Annotated in this window: 21 protein-coding genes and 1 other annotated feature; all 21 genes read right to left on the bottom strand. The window is 39.2% G+C overall.

The window, feature by feature from the left end:
• Nucleotides 1-32: 32 nt before the first annotated feature.
• Nucleotides 33-665, bottom strand: coding sequence for an orotate phosphoribosyltransferase (pyrE, locus tag BANA01_RS03230; protein ID WP_063251620.1), 633 nt, complete (start codon nt 663-665; stop codon nt 33-35).
• Nucleotides 662-1378 carry an orotidine-5'-phosphate decarboxylase gene (gene pyrF, locus BANA01_RS03225; RefSeq protein ID WP_063251619.1) on the bottom strand — a complete coding sequence of 239 codons (717 nt, stop codon included), beginning with the start codon at nt 1376-1378 and terminating at the stop codon, nt 662-664. The genes pyrE and pyrF overlap by 4 nt, the downstream gene beginning before the upstream one ends.
• Nucleotides 1350-2291, bottom strand: a complete 942-nt coding sequence (locus BANA01_RS03220; protein WP_063251618.1) for a dihydroorotate dehydrogenase — start codon at nt 2289-2291, stop codon at nt 1350-1352. Before BANA01_RS03220 ends, pyrF begins: the two co-directional genes overlap by 29 nt.
• Nucleotides 2288-3061, bottom strand: a complete 774-nt coding sequence (locus tag BANA01_RS03215; RefSeq protein WP_063251617.1) for a dihydroorotate dehydrogenase electron transfer subunit — start codon at nt 3059-3061, stop codon at nt 2288-2290. The genes BANA01_RS03220 and BANA01_RS03215 overlap by 4 nt, the downstream gene beginning before the upstream one ends.
• Entirely contained in the window at nt 3058-6264 is a 3207-nt protein-coding gene (gene carB / locus BANA01_RS03210) for a carbamoyl-phosphate synthase large subunit (protein WP_063251616.1), read from the bottom strand. The genes BANA01_RS03215 and carB overlap by 4 nt, the downstream gene beginning before the upstream one ends.
• Entirely contained in the window at nt 6243-7349 is a 1107-nt protein-coding gene (locus BANA01_RS03205) for a carbamoyl phosphate synthase small subunit (protein WP_063251615.1), read from the bottom strand. Before BANA01_RS03205 ends, carB begins: the two co-directional genes overlap by 22 nt.
• Entirely contained in the window at nt 7346-8635 is a 1290-nt protein-coding gene (locus BANA01_RS03200; RefSeq protein WP_063251614.1) for a dihydroorotase, read from the bottom strand. The genes BANA01_RS03205 and BANA01_RS03200 overlap by 4 nt, the downstream gene beginning before the upstream one ends.
• Nucleotides 8595-9536: an aspartate carbamoyltransferase catalytic subunit gene (locus tag BANA01_RS03195; RefSeq protein ID WP_063251659.1), complete on the bottom strand. Its 942-nt coding sequence runs from the start codon at nt 9534-9536 to the stop codon at nt 8595-8597. The genes BANA01_RS03200 and BANA01_RS03195 overlap by 41 nt, the downstream gene beginning before the upstream one ends.
• Before the next feature lie 158 nt (nt 9537-9694).
• Nucleotides 9695-11005, bottom strand: a complete 1311-nt coding sequence (locus tag BANA01_RS03190; RefSeq protein WP_063251613.1) for a solute carrier family 23 protein — start codon at nt 11003-11005, stop codon at nt 9695-9697.
• Nucleotides 11006-11171: 166 nt separating this feature from the next.
• Nucleotides 11172-11714, bottom strand: coding sequence for a bifunctional pyr operon transcriptional regulator/uracil phosphoribosyltransferase PyrR (pyrR, locus tag BANA01_RS03185; RefSeq protein WP_063251612.1), 543 nt, complete (start codon nt 11712-11714; stop codon nt 11172-11174).
• 178 nt (nt 11715-11892) lie between these two features.
• Nucleotides 11893-12804, bottom strand: a complete 912-nt coding sequence (locus tag BANA01_RS03180; protein WP_063251611.1) for an RluA family pseudouridine synthase — start codon at nt 12802-12804, stop codon at nt 11893-11895.
• Nucleotides 12776-13267: a signal peptidase II gene (lspA, locus tag BANA01_RS03175; RefSeq protein WP_063251610.1), complete on the bottom strand. Its 492-nt coding sequence runs from the start codon at nt 13265-13267 to the stop codon at nt 12776-12778. Before lspA ends, BANA01_RS03180 begins: the two co-directional genes overlap by 29 nt.
• Nucleotides 13268-13346: 79 nt before the next feature.
• Complete coding sequence (locus BANA01_RS03170; protein WP_157411708.1) at nt 13347-13673, bottom strand: TraR/DksA family transcriptional regulator; 327 nt, start codon at nt 13671-13673, stop codon at nt 13347-13349.
• A 116-nt stretch (nt 13674-13789) separates the two neighbouring features.
• Entirely contained in the window at nt 13790-16561 is a 2772-nt protein-coding gene (gene ileS, locus BANA01_RS03165; RefSeq protein ID WP_063251608.1) for an isoleucine--tRNA ligase, read from the bottom strand.
• A 74-nt stretch (nt 16562-16635) separates the two neighbouring features.
• Nucleotides 16636-16877, bottom strand: a binding site (T-box leader).
• Nucleotides 16878-16927: 50 nt separating this feature from the next.
• Nucleotides 16928-17443 carry a DivIVA domain-containing protein gene (locus BANA01_RS03160; RefSeq protein WP_063251607.1) on the bottom strand — a complete coding sequence of 172 codons (516 nt, stop codon included), beginning with the start codon at nt 17441-17443 and terminating at the stop codon, nt 16928-16930.
• Nucleotides 17444-17536: 93 nt separating this feature from the next.
• The gene (locus BANA01_RS03155) at nt 17537-18310 is read right to left on the bottom strand and encodes a YlmH family RNA-binding protein (protein ID WP_063251606.1); all 774 of its coding nucleotides are present in this window, start codon (nt 18308-18310) and stop codon (nt 17537-17539) included.
• Between the two features lie 29 nt (nt 18311-18339).
• Nucleotides 18340-18603, bottom strand: coding sequence for a YggT family protein (locus tag BANA01_RS03150; protein WP_063251605.1), 264 nt, complete (start codon nt 18601-18603; stop codon nt 18340-18342).
• Nucleotides 18604-18609: 6 nt separating this feature from the next.
• The gene (locus BANA01_RS03145) at nt 18610-19047 is read right to left on the bottom strand and encodes a cell division protein SepF (protein WP_063251604.1); all 438 of its coding nucleotides are present in this window, start codon (nt 19045-19047) and stop codon (nt 18610-18612) included.
• A 1-nt stretch (nt 19048) separates the two neighbouring features.
• Nucleotides 19049-19735, bottom strand: a complete 687-nt coding sequence (locus tag BANA01_RS03140; RefSeq protein WP_063251603.1) for a YggS family pyridoxal phosphate-dependent enzyme — start codon at nt 19733-19735, stop codon at nt 19049-19051.
• Entirely contained in the window at nt 19732-20556 is an 825-nt protein-coding gene (pgeF, locus tag BANA01_RS03135) for a peptidoglycan editing factor PgeF (RefSeq protein ID WP_063251602.1), read from the bottom strand. The genes BANA01_RS03140 and pgeF overlap by 4 nt, the downstream gene beginning before the upstream one ends.
• Nucleotides 20557-20627: 71 nt before the next feature.
• Complete coding sequence (locus tag BANA01_RS03130) at nt 20628-20897, bottom strand: YlmC/YmxH family sporulation protein (RefSeq protein ID WP_063251601.1); 270 nt, start codon at nt 20895-20897, stop codon at nt 20628-20630.
• Nucleotides 20898-20934: the final 37 nt, after the last annotated feature.

Raw genomic sequence — 20934 nt, 5'->3', positions numbered from 1 at the left:
TAAATATGCCCCGGATTTCCGGGGCTATTGTTTTATTCGAATCTCTTACTCCATTCTGATGGGGCCGTGCTCCATGATAGTAAGCTTTCTTGATCGTTTTTGCTGATGTAGCCCATTTCAATTGCCACCTCGACTAGATTTGCAAAATCCGTAAGCGATTCACTTTGAATCTCTTCTTGTTGGAATGCCTCCTTCCCCTTTTCCAGCCCATATGTGAAAATGGAAACTACGCCAAGGACTTCACAGCCAGCTTCTCTTAGTGCTTGAACAGCTGTAATGACACTGCCGCCAGTAGAAATTAAATCCTCCACCACCACAACCTTTTGACCTTTTTCTACTTTTCCTTCTATTTGGTTCCCTTTTCCATGACCTTTTGCTTTCGAACGAACGTAACACATCGGTAAGTTTAATAAATCGCTAACCCAAGCGGCGTGTGGAATCCCTGCTGTTGCTGTCCCGGCAATTACTTCTGCAGCCGGATATTTCTCAAGAATTAAAGCTTGCAGACCTTGTGCGATTGCTTTTCTTACTTCTGGATAAGAAAGAGTTAGGCGGTTGTCACAATAGATTGGCGAGCGTAATCCTGAAGTCCAAGTAAATGGATCGTTAGGTTTCAAAGCTACCGCATTGATCGTTAATAATTTTTCTGCTATTACTTTTTTCATTGTTGAACTCTCCTCCATGCATCTAACCATTTTTCGTAGCTGTTTACTGGATCAGTTGATCTTGTGATGGAACGACCTACAACTATTGACGATACACCAGCGTCCCTCGCAAACTCTGGAGTTGCAATTCGTTTTTGATCACCCGTATTATCTTCTTCCATTCGTATACCTGGAGTAAATGTATAAAAACTGTCACCCAATTTTTTACGAATTGTTTTTGCCTCCCATGCTGAGCAAACGACTCCATCTAAACCAGCTTCTTTTGTGAGTGAGGCATAATGGAGAACCGAAGTTTCAAGTGGAACTGAAATCAACTGTTCTTTATTCATTTGCTCTTCCGATGTACTTGTCAGCTGGGTAACTGCTATACATGCTGGACGCTTTCTACCAGCTGCAGTCCCTGCTTCTAAACCTTCTAATGCCGCAATCATCATCTCTTTACCGCCTGCAGCATGGACGTTGACAAGGTCACATTCTAACCTTGCTAGACCCTTCATGGCACTTTTTACGGTATTCGGAATGTCATGAAGCTTTAAATCTAGAAAAATACGATGACCAATTCCTTTTAAATAATGAACAATTTCAGGACCTTCCTGATAAAACAGCTCCATTCCAACCTTTACAAACAGCTGCTTACCATTAAATGGCTGTAAAAATTGCTCTACCTCTTTACGATTCGCAAAATCAAGCGCGATGATAAGTGAGTTGTTCATGCTCCTGCCAGCTCCTTCCCCTGCATTCACTGATGTGTTCATAGCCCAATTGATCCAAAAGCATTGGTAATTCATCAATAATGGTTGGGCATACAAATGGGTCCACAAAATTTGCTGTCCCAACGGCAACGGCACTTGCCCCGGCATAAAAGAATTCAATCACATCTTCGGCAGACTCAATACCGCCCATTCCAATGATAGGGATATTTACTGCCTGACTCACTTCATAAATCATCCGTAGTGCGACCGGTTTAATCGCAGGTCCTGATAGACCGCCAGTACGATTAGCCAAGATTGGCTTACCTGTCTTTAAATCCAATCTCATTCCAACAAGCGTGTTAATCATCGTTAAGCCATCCGCACCACCATCTTCTACTGCTTTGGCCATTTCTACAATATTGGTTACATTCGGTGAAAGCTTGACGTAAACCGGAACTTCGGAGACTTCTTTTACTTTCCGAGTTAACTGCTTTGCTACCTCCGGAATCGTACCAAAAGCAATTCCTCCCGTTTTTACATTTGGGCAAGAAATGTTCAATTCTAATGCATGAACATTAGCAGCTTTCGAGATGTGTTCTGCCACCTCGATGTAGTCTTCTTCCAATGAACCTGCAACATTGGCAATAATCGGGACATCATACTGTGATAACCAAGGAAGTTCATTGCTTAATACTTTTTCCAAACCCGGATTTTGCAGTCCGATTGCGTTAAGCATTCCAGATGATGTTTCTGCAACTCTCGGTGTTGGATTGCCGAACCGAGGTTCCACCGTCGTGGCTTTAATCATAATCGCACCGAGTTTACTTAAGTCATAGAATTGGCTATATTCTCTGCCAAATCCAAAGCAGCCTGAAGCAGGCATAATTGGGTTCTTTAAGTTTAAACCAGGTAACTGTATGTTTAGTCTGCTCATATTAATACCTCCCCGGCACGGAAAACTGGACCATCACTGCAAACTTTTTTATAGGATATGTCTTTTGCCTCATTGCTTGTTTTACATACACACGCAAAGCATGCTCCTACCCCGCAGCCCATTCTTTCTTCTAACGATAGAAACACTTTCTTATGAGAATACTGTTTTTCAATTGCTTTCAGCATAGGTGTTGGGCCGCAAGTATATAAACAATCAAAATCTAACTCTTTAATAACATCGGTAACAAAACCTTTTTTTCCGTAAGAACCATCCACTGTTGTAATATAAGTGTCCCCATATTCTAAAAACTCTTTTTCATAGAATACAGCGGATTCTGTCTGGAAACCAAGGACATGAACCACCTTTACTCCTTTTGCGGTCAGTTGCTTAGAAAGTTCATATAACGGCGGGACACCGATTCCGCCGCCCACTAGCAGTGCCGTTTCACCCGCATTGACTTCATTGACTGGAAATCCATTGCCTAAAGGGCCGAGAATGTCTATCAGCATTCCCGGACCATTATCAGCAAGCAACGTAGTCCCTTTTCCTTCCTTACGATAAATCATCGTAAATTGTGAATTCTTTTTATCAAATGAAGAGATACTAATTGGTCGTCGCAGTAGAGGGTCTAACCCCTTAGCAACCCGGATATGCACGAACTGTCCAGGTGCGTTTATTTCATTTACAAAATCTGCTTCGACCGTTAGTTCAAAGATATCTTTAGCAACTTCTTCTTGGGAGATGATTTTGCATAGTTCCTTTTTTATCAAGCAAACACAACCTCCTTTTCCTCTACTGCCATAGCTTCTGCTGAAAAATTCATTGATTCGATTACTTTAAGAATGGCGTCAGCTGTATCTAATGAGGTTAAGCATGGAACCCCATTTTCAACTGCTTCACGACGAATTCTAAAGCCGTCACGTTCAGGCTGTTTTCCCTTTGTCAGCGTGTTAACAATGAACTGGGCCTCCCCATTATGAATAACGTCTAGCAGTGTTTTGCCTTCCGAGCCAATTTTCCCAATGACCTTTACAGGCAGACCAGCAGCCTCGAGAACAGCAGCTGTACCACCTGTTGCCATAATTCGATAACCGTTGGCAGCAAAACGTTTAGCAAGCTTTAATGATTCTTGTTTATCTTTATCTGCGACGGTAAACAATACAGTACCAAACTTTTGAATATTCATACCTGAGGCAATTAACCCTTTATAAAGTGCCTTTTCAAGGGTAATATCTTTACCCATTACTTCACCTGTTGATTTCATTTCAGGACCAAGCGTGATATCTACGCTTCGGAGTTTCGCAAAGGAAAATACTGGTACTTTTACATACACACCTTTCTTTTCAGGAACGATTCCTGGTGTGTAGCCTTGATCCACGATTGAAACACCTAAGATTGCTTTTGTGGCAATTTTAGCCATTGGAACATTAGTAATCTTGCTTAAGAATGGAACAGTACGACTTGAACGTGGATTGACTTCAAGGACATATACCTGATCTTTCGCAATGACATACTGAATATTCAACAGTCCAACAATGTTTAAACCCTTCGCCATTTTTTCGGTGTATTCAACGAGAGTTTGTTTGATACTAGCTGAAAGTGTCTGTGGCGGGTATACTGCAATCGAATCCCCAGAATGGACCCCTGCACGTTCAATATGCTCCATAATGCCAGGTATCAACACATTTTCGCCGTCACAAATGGCATCCACTTCAATTTCTTTTCCTGTTAAGTAGCGGTCAATCAAAACTGGATGTTCAGGATTAATTTTAACTGCATTTTCCATATAATGAAGCAGTTCTTCTTGGCGATAGACAATCTCCATTGCTCTGCCTCCTAGTACATAAGAAGGACGCACAAGAACTGGGTAACCAATTTCATTTGCAATTTCAACGGCCTCAGAAACTGATAATGCAGTTTTCCCAAGTGGCATTGGGATGTCGAGCTGTACAAGGGCTTGTTCAAATTTATCCCTGTTCTCTGCACGATCCAAATCCTCAAGGCTTGTTCCAAGAATTTTCACTCCATTTTCCTCTAATTTAGCAGCTAGATTAATCGCCGTTTGTCCGCCAAATTGTACAACTACACCTAGTGGACTTTCTAAATCAATAATACTCATTACATCTTCAATCGTTAGTGGTTCAAAATAAAGCTTATCCGAGATACTGAAATCAGTTGAAACCGTTTCAGGATTATTATTAATAATAATTGCTTCATAACCAGCTTCTTTTATTGCTTTAACAGAATGAACTGTTGCGTAATCAAACTCTATACCTTGGCCGATACGAATTGGACCAGAACCAAGAACAATAACACTTTGTCTGTCTGTTACCATCGATTCATTTTCTTCTTCGTATGTTCCGTAGTAGTAAGGTGTTTCTGATTCAAATTCAGCCGCACATGTATCTACCATTTTATAAACTGGGATTATACCCAAATCTTTGCGTAGATTGTAAATATCCTGTTCCTTACGATTCCAAAGTTTGGCAATCGCATTATCAGAAAAGCCTTTTTGTTTAACTTCCTTAAGTATATCCATATCCATTGGATTAGAAGCAATCTTTGTTTCTAATTCAATTATTCCTTGGAACTTGTTTAAGAAAAATAAGTCTATCTGGCTCCATTGATGAATGGTTTCTACCGTAATCCCCCGCTTAAGTGCTTCCGCGATATAAAAGAGCCTCTCATCTCCGGCTTTACAAATTCGTTTTTCTAATAATTCATCACTGATATCTTCTGCTCCATTTAATTCAAAATGGTATACACCAGCTTCTAACGAGCGGATAGCTTTTAATAAAGATTCCTCAAAGGTTCTTCCAATCGCCATTACTTCACCGGTAGCTTTCATTTGCGTTCCAAGTGAACGATTGCCTGATTCAAATTTATCAAATGGCCATCTTGGAATTTTTGTAACGATGTAGTCTAGAGCCGGTTCAAAGCTTGCATATGTTTTACCTGTTACAGGATTAAGCATTTCATCCAGCGTTAAACCTACTGCAATTTTGGCTGCAAGTTTAGCAATCGGATAACCTGTTGCTTTTGACGCTAAAGCGGACGAACGGCTTACCCTTGGGTTTACCTCAATGATATAGTAGTTAAAACTATAAGGGTCTAGGGCAAGCTGAACATTACATCCGCCTTCTATTCCCAGTGCACGAATTATTTTTAATGAAACGTTTCTTAATAGCTGATATTCTCTGTCACTCAACGTTTGGCTTGGCGCAACGACAATAGAGTCGCCTGTATGAACACCCACAGGATCAATGTTTTCCATATTACATACAACAATGGCATTATCATTTCCATCGCGCATTACTTCATATTCGATTTCTTTATAACCGGCAATGCTTTTCTCGAGTAAACATTGGGTTACGGGACTGTGCTTTAAACCGCTCGCAACGATTTCATCCAACTCTTCTGCATCATGACAGATTCCGCCGCCTGTTCCGCCAAGTGTATAAGCAGGGCGAACAATGACAGGAAATCCAATTTTTTCAACAAATGCATGTGCTTCGGCTAATTCATGGATAATCTCACTATCTGGAACAGGTTCACCAAGCTCATTCATTAGACTGCGGAATAAATCACGATCTTCTGCTTGTTTAATCGCGGATAACTTTGTTCCTAAGATCTCAACTTCACACTCTTCTAAAACTCCTGATTTTGACAACTCAACAGCTAAGTTTAGACCTGTTTGACCCCCAAGAGTAGCGAGCAGGGCGTCTGGACGTTCTTTGCGAATGATTCTGCTAACAAATTCCTCCGTTAATGGTTCAATATAAACGGCATCCGCAATTTCTGTATCTGTCATAATTGTGGCCGGATTGGAGTTTACAAGAATAACACGATAACCTTCTTCTTTAAGGGCAATACAAGCCTGGGTGCCTGCATAATCGAATTCTGCTGCCTGGCCAATGACAATTGGTCCTGAACCAATCACTAAAATGGAGTTTATATCAGTACGTTTTGGCATGTTGTGGAAACCTCCTGTTTTTGATCTTCAATCATCGCAAGAAACTGATCGAATAAATGGTTGGCGTCTTCAGGTCCTGGTGACGCTTCTGGGTGGTATTGAACAGTAAAGGCAGGATAATCTAAATGCTTTAAACCTTCGACTGTTCCATCATTTAGGGCAATATGGGTAACTGCCAGTCTAGTGTTCTGTAATGACTTTTCTTCAACCGTAAAACCATGATTTTGTGCTGTAATCGCGATTTTCCCTGTTGTTAAATCTTTAACAGGATGGTTAGAACCTCGATGTCCGAATTTCATTTTATCTGTATTGGCACCACATGCTAACGCAAATAATTGGTGGCCAAGGCAGATACCAAATATCGGAACTAAGCCTAATAGCTGTTTAATCATATGAATGGCTTCTGGAACATCCTTTGGATCCCCAGGTCCGTTGGAAAGCATAATTCCATCTGGTCGTAATTGCAGGATTTCATCCGCCGTTGTATGGTATGGAACCACAACAACATCACAATTGCGTTTATTTAATTCTCGTAAAATACCATGCTTCATCCCGAAATCAACAAGCACAATTCTTTTTCCTCTGCCTGGACTTGGATAAGAATTTTTTGTGGAGACTCTTCTCACTTGGTCGATCGGCAGCTTTGTCTGTCTAAGTTTACTAATTACTTCATTTGGATCACTTTCAATCGAGCAGATAGCTCCTTTTAATGTTCCGTATTGACGAATAATTCTTGTTAATTTACGTGTATCAATCCCTGCAATTCCAGGGATATTTTTCATTTTAAAATACTCATCCATCGTAAATTCGCTTCTCCAATTGGAAGGGAATTCTGCAGCTTCCTTGACGATAAAGCCTTTCACAGCAGGGTTAATGGTTTCAAAATCGTCTCGGTTGATACCATAATTTCCAATCAGTGGGTAAGTCAGCATAACAATTTGCCCGCAATAAGATGGGTCTGAAAGAATTTCTTGATAGCCTGTCATTCCTGTATTAAAGACGACTTCTCCGATTGTATCCATATGACTTCCAAAACCATCGCCGATAAAAATCGTTCCATCTTCTAAAATTAGTTGTGCTTTCATACTGTTACACGTCCTTTTTCCCAAACTACTTGCCCGTTACAAATGGTCATTTCTGGCCAACCCTTACAATTCCAGCCAGTAAATGGTGTGTTTTTCCCTTTAGATAGGAATTCTTGTGGATCAATTACCTTTTCTTCTTCAAGATTTACTAATACGATGTCTGCTGGCGCTCCTACTTTAATCGTTCCAGTAGGGAGAGAAAATGTTTCTGCAGGTTTTTTGGTCATAAAACCAATTAACTGCTCAAGACTTATAATGTTCTTTAAGACAAAATGTGTATAAAGAAGAGGAAACGCTGTTTCTAACCCGACAATCCCAAAAGGAGCAAGCTCTATTCCCTCATTTTTTTCTTCGCTTGTATGTGGTGCATGGTCAGTTGCAATAAAATCAATCGTTCCGTCCAATAGTCCCTCAATTAACGCTTCTCTGTCAGCCTTATCACGAAGCGGCGGATTCATTTTAAAATTAGGATCAAGATTATCTGGGATATCATCTTGAGTTAACAATAAATGGTGTGGTGTAACTTCAGCAGTGACTTTAATCCCTGCTCTTTTTGCATCCCTAATCACGCGAACCGATTCTTTTGTGCTAACATGGCAAACGTGATAATGACATCCTGCCGCCTCTGCAAGCAATACATCCCTTGCAATCTGGACAGACTCACAAATGGATGGAATCCCGTTTAATCCATTCCTTTTAGAAAAAGAACCCTCATGAACACACCCTTTATTAATTAATGTGTCTTCTTCACAATGGGCAACAATAGCCATGTTAACTTCTGCAGCTTTTTGCATTGCCTTTAACATCATGTCAGCTGATTGTACGCCGACACCATCATCTGTAAATGCGAATGCTCCAGCATTTTTCAGCCCTTCAAAATCTGTTAAATCCCTGCCAAGTTGTCTGACCGTAATGGAAGCATAAGGTAGTACACGAACACTTGCAGTTTCTTGTATTCTGTTTTGCACCCATTCCATTTGTTCCACTGAATCCGGAACAGGTCTTGTATTCGGCATTGCTGCCAGTGTTGTATAACCGCCTCTCGCTGCTGCAAGAGTTCCAGTAGCAATGGTTTCTTTCTTCTCGCCTCCTGGCTCTCGAAGATGGACGTGTAAATCGATAAATCCTGGAGAAACCAGTCTTCCGTCCGCATTAATTTTTCGATCGGCAGTTGTTTCTATCTTTTTATCAATCTTTACGATTGTTCCATCTTCTATTAAAATATCTGCTAGTTCCTTCTCACCGTTAAATGCTATGTAACTGGCGTTCTGAATAAGTAGTTTCATTTCCATACACTCCTTTTAAACTTTCTATTGATCTCTTTAAAACAGCCATCCTTACAAATACACCATTTTCCATTTGCTTAAAGATTCTTGAACGTTTGCATTCTACTAAGCTATCTGATATCTCAACATTTCGATTTACTGGTGCAGGGTGCATAATAATACTGTGAGGCTTCATTCTTTTTTCTCTTTCTAATGTAAGCCCAAACTGTCTATGGTAATCTGCCGCTGTGTAGCTTCCCTTTTTTTGGTGGCGTTCATGCTGCACGCGCAGGAGCATGACCACATCGGCCTCCTCCACAGCCTCATCAATAGGTCTAAATCTCGAAGCACTTAAGCTATGATGGTCAAACCATTCATTTGGTCCTGAGAAAATAACCTCAGCTCCTAATCTTGTTAGAGTATCAGCATTTGAACGTGCTACTCGGCTGTGCCGGATATCACCAATGATGGCGATTTTCAGGCCCGTAAAAGTGCCAAATTCCTGATAGATGGTTAAGAGGTCTAAAAGAGATTGAGTGGGATGATGACCACAGCCATCTCCTCCATTAATGATTGGAATATTTACTTTTTCAACGAGTTCATCAAAGTAACGATCTTGCCCATGACGAATGACGATTGCATTAACGCCAATTGATTCAAGTGTTTTTACGGTATCATATAGTGTTTCACCCTTTTGAACACTTGAAGTTTGGACTTCAAACGGAATGACCTTTAGCCCTAACCTTCTTTCAGCCACTTCAAAGCTCGATTTAGTCCTAGTACTTGCCTCAAAAAATAAGTTAGCAGAAAACATTTGCTCTTCTGGATTCCACTTCATTCCATCAGAAAATGCTTGCGCCTCTTTTAAAATTTGATATATCTCATCAACTTTAAGCTCATTTGTGGTTAGCAAGTGCTTCAACATGCTATTCCCCCATCTCTTTTTTTGGTAAAAAAACCCTGACCGTAAACGATCAGGGTGCAATAAAATCTAACCAAGTTCATTAATGTACTGAACATTAACACTTAGTATTACACCCTTATAGCCTCTCTGGACTACTTTTAAAAGGTTGATTCTCCTTATGCAGTTTTTGGATTATCCTTTTCTACCGTTTGTTCGAACATATCTTCATTTACTGGTTCTTTACCAGGCAGGATTAAGTGCAAAAGAACTCCGGCAATGGCTGCGAATGCCATTCCTTGAATCTGGAATGATTCTGATACTTTTACAAAGGCGCCGCCAATTCCGAAAACTAGGATGACAGATGAAATCACTAAGTTTCGCTTGTTCCCAAAATCAATTTTACTGTCTACGAGCATCCGTAGCCCTGATGAAGCGATGATTCCAAAAAGAAGTATGGATACGCCGCCCATAACAGGTGTGGGGATGGTACTAATTAATGCTGTTATCTTTCCGATAAATCCAAAGATTGTTGCAAGAACTGCTGCACCTGCAATAACATATACACTGTAAACTCTAGTTATTGCTAAGACACCGATATTCTCGCCGTATGTTGTTTTCGGAGGTCCGCCAATCAATGCAGAAATAATCGTTGCTGTTCCATCTCCCAAAATAGAGCGGTGCAGACCTGGTTCTTTAATGTAGTCACGGCCAACTACTTTACTAAGCACAAGCTGATGGCCTATATGTTCAGAAAGTGTTACGATTGCGACTGGCACCATTAGAAGCGCTAAGTCCCATGTTACTTTTACTTCGTAGCTCACAAAAGGAATGATAAATTCAGGCATTTCAAACCAACTTGCTTCCAAAACTGGTTTAAAATCAACTATACCGATTGCAAAAGAGTATAAGTATCCAATCACAATACCTGCCAGAATTGGGATAATACTCAACATGCCGCGCATGTAAATAGTACAAATAATGGTTACTGCTAACGTTACTAAAGCTGCGGAGAAATGTATTAAGCTATATTCTCCTGCAGGATTATTCATTGCCATACCAACCGCAGTACCTGCGAGCGCTAAACCAATTACAATAATTACCGGGCCGACTACAATAGGAGGCAGCAAATTCATAATCCAGCGGTGACCTGCTTTACTAATGATCAGTGCTACAATTCCGTAAACAAGACCTGCAAGGAATGATCCAATCATGGCACCCCCTGGACCGGCTGTTGCTTTTGCCGCAATCACTGGAGCTATAAAAGCAAACGAGGAACCAAGATATGCAGGAACCTGCCATTTTGTAATCATTAAGAAAGCGAGTGTTCCTAAACCACTTGATATCAATGCTATTGCTGGGCTTAACCCAACAAGATAGGGAACAAGAATGGTTGCTCCGAACATTGCGAATAAGTGTTGTAAGCTTAAAGTGATCCATTGCGCAGGAGTTGGAATCTCTTTTACGTCTAAGATGGGTTTATTATTCAATGGTTTCTCCTCCGAAATTCTTTTGTTATATAGTGTGTTTTTTCCAAATAAAAATACCCTCTTTGTCCATGAGTGTACAAAGAGGGTATGGAAATGCCATTTTAGCTAAATGATGGCATTTTCCCCTTTGTCAGCCTCACTGGACTGCTATTAAAAGGGTCACTATTTACTTTTCAAAGATACTTACTTGGTCAACCTTATCGACATCTTGTAATTCAACTACTACTTTTTCACTGCTGGAAGTTGGGATATTTTTACCGACATAGTCTGCTCGAATTGGCAGCTCGCGGTGACCTCGGTCAACTAGCACAGCTAATTGTATGGATGAGGGACGGCCAAGGTCCATAATTGCGTCTAGCCCTGCTCTAACCGTTCTGCCTGTGTATAAAACATCGTCAACAAGAATTACTTTTTTATCCTTCAATTCAACGGGAATATCCGACCCCTTCACAAGAGGTTCTTGATCATCGGTTTTCTTGGTTAAATCATCACGGTAAAGGGTAATATCCAATTCACCTACTGGGATTGGTTTACCTTCAATTTCTTCAATTTTTGCAGCAAGCCTTTCTGCAATGAATATCCCTCTAGTTCGGATACCCACAAGGACACAATTTTCAATCCCTTTATTTTTTTCAATAATTTGGTGGGCAATTCTTGTTAATGCTCTTCCTATTGCTTGCGTGTCTAATACAACTGCTTTTTGATTCACTAATCTCACCCGCCTAGTATAATAAAAAAACCTCTCACGCTTTGAGGTGAGAGGTACAAGAGTTTATTAGTATGGGCATAGGCATCCCAACTAAATTATCCGTTTCCTTCTCAGCCTCACTGGACTGATTTAAAGGCATATTCAACTGTTGTTATCGTACTTTAATTCGACAAATATGTCAATGATTATTTCGCAATTGCTCTAATAACTCTTCAAATTCTTTCGGCAGAGGCGCTTCGAATTCTAGGTATTCGTTCGTTCTAGGGTGATTAAACCCAAGGATTCCTGCATGCAAGGCCTGTCCATTAATATCCAATGTTTTCTTTGGACCATACTTGGGGTCCCCTGCAAGTGGATAGCCAATATATTTCATATGGACACGAATTTGGTGAGTCCTGCCTGTTTCTAGTTGACACTCCACAAATGTAAAATCCTTAAAACGCTCAAGCACATGGAAATGAGTCACAGCGTGTTTCCCATTATCCACCACCGTCATACTTTGACGATCTTTTGTATCTCTTCCAAGCGGCGCATCGATGGTTCCAAAATCATGCGGAATCACACCATGGACGATGGCTCTATACTTCCGTGTAACAGTCTTTTCCACTAATTGGTTTACAAGCTTTTCATGCGCCATATCATTTTTAGCAACCATTAAAAGACCAGATGTGTCCTTATCAATGCGATGAACAATACCAGGTCTCAAAACACCATTTATTCCTGATAAATCCTTACAATGGGCCATTAAACCATTAACAAGTGTTCCCGTTAAATGTCCAGGTGCAGGATGGACCACCATCCCGCTTGGTTTGTTAACCACTAAAACATCTTTATCTTCGAAATAAATATCTAAATCCATATCTTCGGGAATTACATCCAATAACTCTGGGTCTGGAATTGTAATCTCAATTTCATCATTTAGACTGCATTTGTAGTTCGTTTTAATTTTTTGCCCATTTACTAGGACATTTCCTTCTTTAATCCATTGCTGAACCTGTGTTCTAGACCATTCTTCATCTAAAGTTGAAATAACTTTATCAATTCGGTCTCCCTTTTGTTGTTCAAGAATGGTGTGTACCATTTTCTCCATATGATTTCTCCTTTGTTTCACGCTCATCGCGCAGCATTTGAATCATCAATAACACTACGCCAATGACCAAAGCCGAATCCGCAATATTAAATACTGGGAAGTTATAATTAAAAATATACGTATGAATAAAATCAACAACTTCTTTTCGAAGCAAGCGGTCGATAAAATTACCTATAGCTCCACCTAGCATAAATGCCAAGGAGACACCTAACAGCCACTTACCTTTTGCCTCTTTTTGAATGTAATAAATGATCGCAACGATTACTACAGCGGTAATCACATAGAAGAACCACATCTGTCCTTGTAATATTCCCCATGCCGCTCCCCGATTCCGGTGAGAAGTAATATACAAAAAGTCCTCAATAATTGGGATACTTTCACCAAGGTACATTTTTGTGACAATCATCCATTTTGTCACTTGGTCTAATAAAATAATAAAAATTGCGATTAAATAATAAAACACTAAGGAATACCTCCATCTCACGCGTTGACTTTACTCCTTAGCATTTTAGCACAATCTTTAGCTAAACTACAATGTAACGCTAGAAAATGGAGGAATTCATTGGTTTTCGATAAAAATGCTCTAAAATTTCTGTATCCCGTGATGTTTTTATCGTTGGCATAATTTTCAAAAAATATTCAGGTATCGGTTCACCTGATGATTCACATTGTCCAAAATTACCGTCTTCCAACTTTTGAATAGCAGTTGTTATGTCATCTAATTCTTCCTCTAAAACAGTAATCATCCATTCATTTTTATGCTTATTTTTTAATGATCTTAAAATTTCTAATTGAGTTTTACGGAGTTCCCAAAACAGCTCTTCCTGCATTGCATTCATAGTTGTAACCTCCGTTATCTTATTTCTCATATTATCTCCCGATAAATTGTACCGACCCGGGAAAACATTTGACATCAAAAACAACAATTAACGGAATAGGTTAAAAAATGAAAAAACCCCATGAAAATATCATGGGGTTTGTCTTATTAAGCTAAATGAGTATAGTTTTCTTTAACCACTTCTGCACAACGCGGGCAAAGTGTAGGGTGCTCCGGATCTTTACCAACTTCTGGTGTGACAACCCAACAGCGCTCACAAGTTTCACCTTCAGCTTTTGTTACAACTATAGCAGCTGTATCTAATTTAATCGCATTTTCAGGTGCTTGATCGTAACTTCCTGCGACCTCGAATCCTGAGATGATAAATAGTTGCTGCACATTCTCTTGAATAGAGTCTAATAAGGATTTCGTATTCTGATTCACATATAAAGAAACCTTAGCAGTTAATGATTTACCAATAACCTTTTGATTTCTTGCTTCTTCAAGTGCTTTTAATACATCATCACGAAGCTTCATAAATGCCGTCCATTTTTCCTCCAATGCAGCTGCATTATTAAGTTCCTGATATTCAGGCATATCGGTTAACTGGACACTTTCTTCTGTAACGGCAGGGATGAATTTCCAAACCTCGTCTGCAGTATGAGGAAGAATAGGCGTTACTAACTTTGTTAAAGCAACTAAAGAATCATAAAGAACGGTTTGAATTGCACGGCGTTCATGGTTATTAACGGACTCGATATAAAGAACATCCTTTGCAAAATCAAGATAGAATGCACTTAAATCAAGAGTACAGAAATTATTAACTGCATGGTAAATTCCAGCGAACTCGTAATTTTCATAGGCATTTAAAGAATATTTAATCAGTTTATTTAATTTTACAAGCATAAATTGATCCACTTCACGAAGGTTTTCATATGAAACCCTATCGGTTGCAGGATTGAAGTCGGACAAGTTACCAAGTAAGAAACGGAAGGTATTACGGATTTTCCGATAAACTTCTGCAACTTGTTTTAGGATAGCGTCGGATACACGAACATCCGCCTGATAATCAACAGAAGCTACCCAAAGCCTTAAAATATCGGCACCTAATTGTTTCATTACCTTCTCAGGAACTACAACATTTCCTAATGATTTACTCATCTTTCTTCCTTCACCATCTAAAGCAAATCCGTGACTTAATACTCCTTTGTAAGGTGCTTTACCAGTCACAGCTACCGCAGTTGATAACGAAGAGTTAAACCATCCGCGATATTGGTCTGAGCCCTCTAGATACAAATCTGCCGGGCGTACTAAGTCATCTCTTTCTAAGAGAACCGCTTGGTGTGAAGAACCAGAATCGAACCAAACATCCATGATATCCGTTTCTTTTGTAAACAATCCATTTGGACTGCCTGGATGGCTGAAGCCTTCTGGAAGAAGGTCCTTTGCTTCTCTTTCAAACCAAACATTTGATCCAGATTCACGGAACAAATCGGAAACATGGTTAATCGTTTCATCGGTGATTATTTCCTCGCCATTTTCAGCATAAAATACCGGGATTGGAACTCCCCATACACGCTGACGTGAAATACACCAATCGCCACGGTCACGGACCATATTAAATAGTCGTGTTTCACCCCATGCAGGCACCCACTTTGTTTCTTTAACAGCTTCTAGCAGGTCATCCCGGAAGTCTTTAATGGATGCAAACCATTGTGCTGTAGCTCTAAAGATTACAGGCTTTTTTGTTCTCCAATCGTGTGGATAGGAGTGAGTGATAAACGAAAGCTTTAAGAGAGCACCTGCTTGTTCCAAGGCTTCTCCAATTGCCTTGTTTGCGGTTTCGTAAAACAATCCTTCGAATCCTGGTGCTTCACTTGTCATCACACCTTTATCATCCACTGGGCAGAGTACTTCTAGTCCATACTTTTGTCCAACATAAAAGTCATCCTCCCCATGTCCTGGTGCTGTATGAACACAGCCTGTTCCAGCATCAGTTGTGACATGTTCTCCTAGCATTACTAGGGAGTCACGGCCATATAATGGATGTGTTGCAAGGATATTCTCTAATTCATTACCTTTTACCTTTTGAACAACAGCTACATCTTCCCAGCCAATTTCCTTCGTAACTGATTCTAGAAGAGCTTCCGCTACTAAATATTTGTTTCCGTTCACGTCAACAACCACATAGGTTAGGTCTGGGTGAACCGAAATGCCTAAGTTAGCAGGAATCGTCCAAGGTGTTGTCGTCCAGATGACAATTTGGACATCTGAATCAAGTACACCTTTTCCATCCTTAACTTTAAAGCCCACATAAATGGATGGTGATTTTTTATCTTGATATTCAATTTCTGCTTCCGCAAGTGCTGATTCACTTGATGGAGACCAATATACAGGTTTAAGACCTTTATAGATATAGCCTTTCTTCGCCATTTCTCCAAAGACTTTAATCTGCTGTGCCTCATATTCGGGCTTAAGAGTAATATATGGGTTTTCCCAATCACCACGAACCCCGATGCGTTTAAATTGTTCACGCTGATTGCTTACTTGTTCAAGGGCATATTTTGTACAAAGCTGCCGGAATTCCGCTACTGTCATCTCTTTACGCTTTACGCCCTTGTTTGTTAACGCCTGCTCGATTGGCAAACCATGTGTATCCCAGCCTGGAACATATGGTGCATTAAAGCCACTCATCGATTTAAAGCGAACAATCATATCCTTTAATACTTTGTTTAGGGCGTGACCCATATGAATATCGCCATTTGCATATGGAGGTCCATCATGAAGCACAAACATTGGACGTCCTGCTGTACGCTCCTGAACCTTTTTGTAGATATTCATTTCTTCCCACTTTGCCTGAATTTCAGGTTCTCTTTGTGGAAGGTTTCCCCGCATTGGAAATTCAGTTTTTGGCATTAATAACGTATCTTTATATTCCATTTTCTTATTCCTCCTGTAATACTCATCATAAACAGAATTGACAATAGACAAATAAAAAAACCCTCTCATCCCAAAAAAGGGACGAGAAGGTTTTATTCCCGCGGTACCACCCTGATAAATAGCACGTAAATCGTACTATCCTCTTTAAGATTCGTAACGTGAATAACCCGCCATAACTTACTCTTCTTTATATAAGAGTTTCAGTTTGGGACTCAAGGGTGATCTTCCAATCTTTCACTTTTCCCAGGCTTCCACCCTCCCCGGCTCGCTATCAAAAGTTTTCGAAAAATTGTACTGTCCCTCTCATTGTCATTACCATTCTTTATCTACCTGTTAAAAAATTATATGCGAAATAATACCAGTTCGTCAAGCTAAGGAATCTTCTTCTTCGTGAATTTTTAATTCTGTTGCATCCACTTCATACTCTAATAAATGATCCCAATCATCTGTATTAAGCATATCCAGCTGAGCTTCTATCAACATCTTAAAACGTGTACGAAAAACTTTTGATTGCTTCTTCAAATCCTCGATTTCAAGAGCAATTTTTCTAGCTTTTGAAAGCGACTCATTCACGATACGATCTGCATTCTTTTCTGCTTCCTTTATGATGAGTTTTGCTTCCTTTTGTGCATTTCGTTTAACATCTTCACCAGCCTCTTGAGCAATGATAATAGACTTGTTTAATGTTTCTTCAATATTTACAAAATGACCTAGACGGTCTTTCATTTCATTTAATTTTTCTTCCATTTCTTTTTTTTCACGAAGGACTAATTCATAATCCTTAATTACTTGATCTAAAAATTCATTTACCTCGTCTTCATCATAACCACGAAAACCTTTATTAAATTCTTTATTGTGAATATCTAACGGCGTTAACGGCATTGATGCCACCTCCAAGAATCTTTCTTCTGTATGTATATAGTGTATAAGCAATTATTCGACAATGTTTTCGGAAATTCCTGCTGATAATAAAATTTATTTTTGTTTTCCGACAACAATTCGCCACTTATCTTTTTTTGTTTTTCCTTCAACAGACAAAATCTTCACTCTGCCATAGCCTCTAACTGACAACAAATCACCTTCTCCACATTCGAAAGAAACATTTTCAATTGTGGTCCAGTTTACTTTTACCAATCCTTGTTGAATAAAAAGCTGTGATTTTTGCCTTGAGATATTATGTATACCGGAAATAATGGTATCGAGCCTTAAGGAGGAAACAGTAATTACCTGTTCTATCCAAAAGTCATCTGTATTGATTGCCTCATCCAGTGCCAGCTCTTTTAATCGTATAGAGGCTTTGCCAATTGATTCTATATTATTTCTGATGTAGTCACTAATTTCTGCAGCAGCGAAAAACTGAACTCTTCCATCTTTTATCAATATGTCACCAAATTTTCCTCGTTTTAATCCAAGTGACATGAGTGAACCCAGTACTTGGGGGTGTTCGATTGTAACAAATTTAACAGGATAGTCGATTTCAAAAAGATTAATTTGAAATTCATCTTCCGTCGGAATCAAGTAGTCCGGCATAATTAATGCCCTTTTTCTTTCACTAGATAAAATCCCGCCAAAAAGCTGATACTTTATATTTCCATTTTCACCTATTAAGACTTTTAAAATATGCTGCTCTCTTGGATCAAGAAAATCGGTAAGCTTAGCAGTATAGCTGGTATCCACATAATCTTTCCAATGTAATACTTGATCAATAAATTCCCGTTCCTCCGGGCGAAAATGCTGATAAATATTCATGTTTAACTCCTCAGACCGGATAGGTTAATTTAAGAAATTAAGTTTTGTATTACTCTTAAGCCATGCGGGGCAAAAGATAAAACAAAGAAAGCCGCTAAAGGAGAAAGATCCATCATACCAAATGGTGGAATAATTCTTCTAAAAGGTTCTAGAAATGGCTCACATAATTTACCAAGAATTGCTCCAATCTGAGAGTCTCTCATATTTGGAAACCAAGATAGAAGGATATAGATGATGAGCATCCATTTATATATTCCAAGTAGTTGGATTAAAACGTTAAAGATAATATCCATTTCTTTTTACCACCTCGTATCTTGAAATTCTTGTTCTTTTACTAATTCAGATATATTACCAGAAATCTCAACATTATCAGGAGTACATAAAAAGATACTAGATCCTATTTTTTGTATATCTCCACCCAATGCATAAACAGCCCCACTCAAAAAATCAACGATTTGTCTGCCTTCATCATGGCCAATACGCTGAAGATTCACGACTACAGCCCGGCGGTTTTTTAAATGGTCGGTGATATCCTGGGCTTCAGCATATACTCTTGGTTCCACTAAAATTACTTTTGAAGCCTTTTGGACACTCTGTAAACTAACAATATTTTGCGGTTTCATAGTCGGTTTTTGAGGTTTTATAGGTGGTTCAACCTTTTCATAATCATCCTGATTATTATCATCGTAATCATCATCTAAAAAGAAAAATGTTTTTAATTTCGATTTAATCGTCATTTTATTCCTCCTCACCAGCCGCACCGACAAGTGCAGTTCCAATTCTAATCATTGTTGCTCCCTCTTCAATGGCTATTTCAAAATCGTTTGACATCCCCATTGAGAGTTCATTACAAGGGGCATAATCCAGATTACAATTTTTTATTTCGTCACGGAGCTCCTTTAACTTTCGAAAACAGGTTCGAAGCTGTTCTTCATCATCCGTGAATGGAGCCATTGTCATTAAACCTTCAATGCTAATATTCTCATACGGACGAAGATCCTTGATAAAATCTAAAACAGCATGAGGAGCTAGACCATGCTTTGTTTCTTCTTGTGAAACATTCACTTGGACAAGGCATTTCATCTTTTTCACTGCACGTTTATTAATTTCCTCTGCCAAAGAAATGCGATCTAAAGAGTGTATATATTCTACCTTATCAATAATATTTTTAACTTTGCGAGTCTGCAGACTGCCGATAAAATGCCAAAAAGGCTTGTCCCCTAATACTTCCCATTTATTCAAAAGCCCGTCATCTCGATTTTCACCCAGATTTATGATTCCAGCTTCCAAAGCCTCATTCGCTCTATCAATACTAACATACTTGGTAACTGCAATAAGTTTCACTTCATCAGGAGTCCGATTTACCTTTTGACATGCCTCGCTAATTTGCTGACTGATATGTAAGAGATTTTCTGCAACCCTCATTCGGAGGTCTCCTTCCATCCTATATAACTTAACATCCTTCCCGTCTTACCTTGGTCTCGGCGATGAGAAAAAAATTCTGATTTGTCACAACTAGTGCATAGTTTAGTCATTTGAATATTCTTTTCTGGGACACCAGCTTTGAGAAGAATGATTTTATTTAGTTCACGTAAATCTAATGTATATTGACCTTCTTTTATTGTATTATATGGTTTTTTTTCGACATCTTCTAGGGTATTTTCAACAAAGTTCATTACATAATCATTAACAATATAACATTTTCCACAAATAGATGGACCAATTACTGCAAAAATTTGATTCGGAGGTATTCCTTCCTCTCCCCACTTCTCTACCATCTTCTTCGCAATTTCATTCACGGTTCCCTTCCACCCTGCATGTGCTGCACCAATCATCTTGTGTTTTGGGGAAATAAAAAAAAGAGGGACACAATCAGCATAGCAAAGAGTTAGTAAGATTCCCTCTTCATTCGTATAAAATCCATCGGTCCCTTTAAATCCACTTTCGTAAGAATCCGAACCTTTACCACGGTCCTCCAAGATAATTCTTCTAATTACCGTGTCATGTGTCTGTTCAGCACCTACCCAGGAATTCAGTGGAAATTCAATAAGGTTAGCCAACTGGCCCCTGTTAGAGCATACAGCTTCGAGTTGATCCCCTACATGAAAGCCGAGATTAAAATTTTCATAAACTCCTGTACTGCTGCCGCCTTTCTTAGTTGTTATTCCAGCAACGAGCCCAGGATACTGTTCCATCCAATTTTTAATTAAAAAATATGATTGATCCTCATATGCAAAGGGTTCCATACTAAACCTCATTTGTTTTTATCTAGTTTAACACGAATCGTTTAAATGGTCACCGTCGATATTACTGAGTTCTAGGCTTCGATTTCTTCTGCAGGTCTTTCTTCAATTGCCTTGAATCGTACCAGTATTACATCTTGACCTATTTTTATAATATTTTTCCACGGGATCACGATATCTTCTTCCCTGCCAAAAAAACCTAAAACTTTGCCATTTCCGGTAACGATGACTGCTTCAATTTTGCCAGTAGTAAGATTAATTTCAATATCGCCAATATTACCCAGCTTTTTTCCATCAGCTACATTCACTACATCTTTAATCTGAAATTCAGATATTTTTACCATATCTCTCACTCCCACCTTTTTATCCTATTGAGAATAT

Origin of the sequence: Neobacillus niacini NBRC 15566, assembly GCF_001591505.1 — a bacterium.
Lineage (GTDB): Bacteria > Bacillota > Bacilli > Bacillales > Cytobacillaceae > Neobacillus > Neobacillus niacini.
Note: the sequence above shows the minus strand (reverse complement) of the source record. Positions and strands in the feature narration are given on the sequence as shown.